Genomic DNA, 5,185 nt, shown 5'->3' on the forward strand with positions numbered 1-5,185 from the left:
TGATCCGAGCACGCTCCTGACGGGGAGGCGGGGCGTCCGCCCGGCGTCCCCGTCCGCGTGCGCGGCTCAGGCCGGGACGGCCGTGCGCGCCAGCAGCTCCGAGATCCGGCCCGTGCAGCCGCCGCAGCCGGTGCCGGCCCGGGTCGCGGTGCCGATGCACGCGACCGTGTCGTTCCCGGCGGCCGCCGCCTCGGCGATGGTGCCGGCCGAGACGCCGTTGCACCAGCAGACGGTGGCGTCGGGAGCGAACGGGTCGCCGGTGGGCGCGGCGCCCGCATCCGGGGCGTCCAGTCGCAGCAGGCTGGAGCGGTCGGCGGGCAGCTCGGAGCCGCGCTCGAACAGCAGGGTCAGCTCGGCGCCCACGCGCGGCAGGCCCACCGACACGAAGCCGCGGAGCACTCCGCCGACCGTGACGAGCTTCGCGTAGCCGCCGCGGGCCGGGTCGGCCCAGACCGTCACCTCGGCATGGTCGGCGCACGAGGCGGAGTGCGGGATCGCGTCCCAGGGCTCCGGAGTCGGGTCGCCGCCCGCGACGAGATCCACGCCGTCGGCCTTGAGCATCACCACGGCGGGGCGCGCCTCGGGCACCCGCTCGTCGGCGGCGCGACCCGCGGACTCCGCGGCGATCCGGGCCGCGAGGCGGTCGGCCTGCTGCCAGCCCGGCCCGATCAGCCCGCTCGGTCCGCCCTCGACGCGGCCGTCGGGCAGAGCGGAGCCGCGCGGCGCGACGTGCGCGCAGTCGCCGATCGCGAAGACGTCCGGGTCGCTCCAGCTGCGCTGGTGCTCGTCGACGAGGATCCCGGTGGAGACGGCGAGGTCGGCGCTCGCCGCGAGCTCGGTGCGCGCGCCCACTCCGCACGACAGCACGAGCAGATCGCCCTCGATCTGCTTGCCGTCGGCGCAGACCAGCGCCTGGAAGTGCGCGCGGCCGAGGTCGTCGTGCGCGAGCAGGATGCTCTCGGAGCGGGCGTGCGAGACCATCTCGACCCCGGCCGCGCGCGCCGCTGCGGCGAGCATCCGCCCGCCGCCGTGGTCGAGGTTGCGGCCCATGGGGATGTCGCCGTGGTAGACGACGACGACCTCGGCGCCCTGCTCGGCCGCCGCGAGCGCGAACTCGACTCCCAGCACTCCCGCGCCCAGCACCACGATGCGGGAGCCGGCGCGGACGGCCTCGCGGACGGTGCGCGCGTCGGCGAGATCGCGCAGGGCGACCACGCGGTCGGGCAGCGGGGCGGCGCCGACGTCGAGCGTCTCGGGGGATGCCGAGCGCACCCGGCGGTCGCGGCGCGCACGCTCCATGCCGGCGAGCGTGGGCACGTTCGCACGGGCGCCGGTGGCGAAGACGAGGCGGTCGTAGGCGAGGCGCTCGTCGTCGTGCAGGCGCACGACGTTCCGCGCGCGGTCGAGGCCGACGGCGGCGGCTCCGAGGCGGAAGACGACCCCCGCCTCCTCCGCCACGGCGCGGTCGCCGAGGTCGAGGCGCTCGCGCGGGGCACGGCCGACGGCGTACTCGGCGAGCAGTACGCGGTTGTACGCGTCGTCGCTCTCGGCGCCGACGACGGTCAGCGCGACGGAACCGGCGCGGACGGCGGGGAGCAGCTCCTCGACGAAGCGCGCGCCGACGGGTCCGTAGCCCACCAGGACCACGCGCTCGGGGTGGCGGTCAGACGGCATCGGACGCTCCTTCCGCGCGCACCCAGACCCGGGTGCGCTTGAACTCCGGCATGGACGAGATCGGATCGACGACCGACTCGGTGAGCAGATTGGCGCACTGGCGGCCCGCGTAGTGGAAGGGGAGGAACACCGTGTCGTGGCGGATGTCGGCGGTCACGCTCGCGCGGGCGGTGACGACTCCGCGCGCGTTGCCGATCGAGACGGAGGCTCCGTCGCGCACGCCCAGCCGCGACGCGGTGGCCGGGTGGATCTCGAGCCGCGCCTCCGGCCGCGCGGCGTCGAGCTCGGCGACCCGGCGGGTCTGCGTGCCCGACTGGTACTGCTGCAGGTAGCGCCCGGTGATCAGCGTCAGCTCGTCGCCGCGGTCGACGACCGAGCGGTCGGCGGCCGACACGGCGACCATCCGCGCGCGGCCGTCGGCGTGGCCGAAGCGCTCGCCGAAGAGGCGCGGGGTGCCGGTGCTGCCGGCGGGGTAGGGCCAGTAGGCCGCGACTCCGGTGTCGAGCAGGGCGTGCGAGAGCCCGGAGTAGTCGGCCGGTCCGCCCGCGGAGGCGCGCGCCAGCTCGTCGAAGACCTCCGACGGCACGGTCGACCAGGTCGAGGGCGCGTCGAGCCGGCGGGCGAGCTCGCTCAGGATCCAGAGCTCGCTGCGGACGCCCGACGGCGGATCGAGGGCGCGGCGGCGGCGCAGCACCCGGCCCTCGAGCGAAGTCATGGTGCCCTCCTCCTCCGCCCACTGCGGCACGGGGAGGACGATGTCGGCGAGCGCCGCCGTCTCCGAGAGGAAGAAGTCGCAGACGACGAGGGTGTCGAGCGCGGCGAGTCCCGCCCGCACCGCGTCGACGTCGGGCGCCGAGACGACCACGTTCGAGCCGTGCACGAGGAGACACTGGACGGAGCGGCCGAGCTCGCCCAGGAGGGCGACGGCGGGGAGGCCGGGTCCGGGGATCGACGCCTCGTCGACCCCCCAGACGCCGGCGACGTGGCGTCGCGCCTCCGGGTCGCGGATCGAGCGGTAGCCCGGCAGCTGATCGGCCTTCTGGCCGTGCTCGCGGCCGCCCTGCCCGTTGCCCTGCCCGGTGAGGGTGCCGTAGCCGGAGCCCGGCCGGCCGACGAGGCCGAGCACCAGCGCCAGGTTGATCGCCGCGGTGGCGGTGTCGGTGCCGTCGACGTGCTGCTCGACTCCGCGGCCCGTGAGCACGTAGGAGCGGCCCTCGGCGAGCCGCCGGGCGGTGCGGCGCAGCAGTTCCACCGGCACGCCCGTGACGGAGGAGGTGCGCTCGGGCCACCACGACGCGACGCTGCGGCGGACCGCGTCGAAGCCTGTCGTGCGCGCCTCGAGGTACTCCGCGTCCGCCAGGCCCTCGGAGAGCACGAGGTGGGTGAGTCCGAGCAGCAGCGCGAGGTCGGTGCCGGGTGCGGGCTGGAGGTGGATCCCCGCGCCGTCCTCGGTGAGACGAGCGGTGGCGGAGCGGCGCGGATCGACGACCACGAGTCCGCCGCGTGAGCGCGCCCCCGCGAGGTGGGCGAGGAACGGCGGCATCGTCGCCGCGACGTTCGAGCCGAGCAGGAGGATCGTGTCGGCCTCGTCGAGGTCGGCGACGGGGAACGGCAGCCCCCGGTCGACTCCGAACGCCCGGTTCCCCGCCGCCGCGGCCGAGGACATGCAGAACCGGCCGTTGTAGTCGATCCGGGAGGTGCCGAGGGCGATGCGGGCGAACTTGCCCAGCTGGTAGGCCTTCTCGTTGGTGAGACCGCCGCCGCCTAAGACCGCGACGGCGTCGGCGCCGTGGTGCTCCCGGGTCGAGAGCACCGCCTCCGCCACCGCGTCCAGCGCCCGCTCCCACGACACCTCGGCGAAGTCGCCGTCGGTCCCGCGCATCAGCGGAGCACGCAGCCGCTGCCCGCTCGCGAGCAGCTCGGCCGCCGTCCAGCCCTTGGCGCACAGCCCGCCGCGGTTCGTCGGGAACTCCCGCCCGGCGACGGCGATCGGCGCCGGAGCGTCGACCGGCGTCAGCGTCATCGCGCACTGCAGCGCGCAGTAGGGGCAGTGGGAGTCGACGCCCGCGGGGGCGGAGGGTGCGGCGGCGGTCTCCATGCCTAGATCCTGGTCCCCGTCGTCGCGGCGAGGCGGAGGTAGACGCCCGCCGTGATCGCGAGCATCACCGCGTAGGCGGCCACGAACCAGCCCAGTGCCGTCGTGTAGTCGCCGAACGCGGTCTTCGAGAAGCCCAGCAGCTGCGGGATCACGAAGCCGCCGTAGGCGCCGATGGCCGAGATGAGCCCGAGGGCTGCGGCGGCCTTGCGCTGGGCGCCGACTCCGTCGCCTCCCGACTGCCGGGCGCGCAGGGCGAAGACGGTCGGGATCATCCGGTACGTCGCGCCGTTGCCGATGCCCGCCGCGGCGAAGAGCACGAGGAAGCCCAGCAGGAACAGCCAGAAGCTGCCCAGCGGGAGTGTCGCGATGACCCCGAGGATCCCCGCGCCCATGGCGATGAACGCGGCGATCGTGACCGGGGCGCCGCCGAAGCGGTCGGCGAGGCGGCCGCCGTAGGGGCGGGAGAGCGAGCCGACCAGCGCCCCGAGGAACGCGAGCGTCAGGGTCGCGGAGCCGATGGCGAACGTCGAGTACTCGGGGAACGTGTCGGCGATGAGCTTGGGGAACACTCCGGCGAAGCCGATGAAGGAGCCGAAGGTGCCGATGTAGAGCACGGCCAGGATCCACAGGTGCGGCTCGCGCAGCGCGGCGAGCGACGCGGCCACGTCGGCCTTGGCGGCCGAGAGATTGTCCATGCGCTTGTAGGCGCCGATCATCGCGACGACGATCAGGGGCACCCAGATCCAGCCGGCGAGCGGCAGGTTGACGGTCGCCGCGGCGCCGATCGTGATCGCGATCGGCACGATCAGCTGGGCGACGGCCGCGCCCAGGTTGCCGCCGGCCGCGTTCAGCCCGAGCGCATAGCCCTTCTGGGCGTGCGGGTAGAAGAAGGTGATGTTCGCCATGGAGCTGGCGAAGTTGCCTCCGCCGAAGCCGGCGAGGGCCGCGATGAGCAGCATCACGCCGAAGGGCGTCTCGGGGTTCCCGACCGCGAGCGCCAGACCGATGCTCGGGATGAGCAGCAGCGCCGCCGAGACGATCGTCCAGTTGCGCCCGCCGAAGCGCGGCACCATGAACGTGTACGGGATCCGGAGGGTCGCGCCGACGAGGCTCGGCATCGAGATGAGCCAGAAGATCTCGCCGGTGGTGAAGTCGAAGCCCGCCGCGGGCAGCTGCACCACGACGACCGACCAGAGCTGCCAGACGACGAAACCGAGGAACTCGGCGAAGATCGACCAGCGCAGGTTGCGGGAGGCGATGCCCCGCCCCTCCGCCTCCCACTGCGCGGGGTCCTCGGGGTTCCAGCCGTCGATCCAGCGGCCGGGCCGGCGGGTGAGGCCGGAGGCGGTGACGGTCGTGGGGGCGGTGGTCGTCGGCGGTGCAGCAGTCATCGTGTTCCTCCGGAGAAGGGTC

The 5,185-nt window shown here is 74.7% G+C and carries 3 protein-coding genes; all 3 read right to left on the minus strand.

Annotated features, from left to right (window positions below; translation table 11 throughout):
- Positions 1–66: 66 nt before the first annotated feature.
- From IOC53_RS18385 to IOC53_RS18395, 3 genes are read right to left on the minus strand one after another with little or no spacing between them, the layout of a single operon-like run.
- Positions 67–1,674: an NAD(P)/FAD-dependent oxidoreductase gene (locus tag IOC53_RS18385; RefSeq protein WP_207408032.1), complete on the minus strand. Its 1,608-nt coding sequence runs from the start codon at positions 1,672–1,674 to the stop codon at positions 67–69.
- Entirely contained in the window at positions 1,664–3,772 is a 2,109-nt protein-coding gene (locus IOC53_RS18390) for a molybdopterin oxidoreductase family protein (RefSeq protein WP_207408034.1), read from the minus strand. The genes IOC53_RS18385 and IOC53_RS18390 overlap by 11 nt, the downstream gene beginning before the upstream one ends.
- A gap of 2 nt (positions 3,773–3,774) precedes the next feature.
- Entirely contained in the window at positions 3,775–5,163 is a 1,389-nt protein-coding gene (locus IOC53_RS18395; protein WP_207408035.1) for an MFS transporter, read from the minus strand.
- Positions 5,164–5,185: the final 22 nt, after the last annotated feature.

This window comes from Rathayibacter sp. SD072, from assembly GCF_017355185.1.
In the GTDB taxonomy this organism is placed as follows: domain Bacteria; phylum Actinomycetota; class Actinomycetes; order Actinomycetales; family Microbacteriaceae; genus Rathayibacter.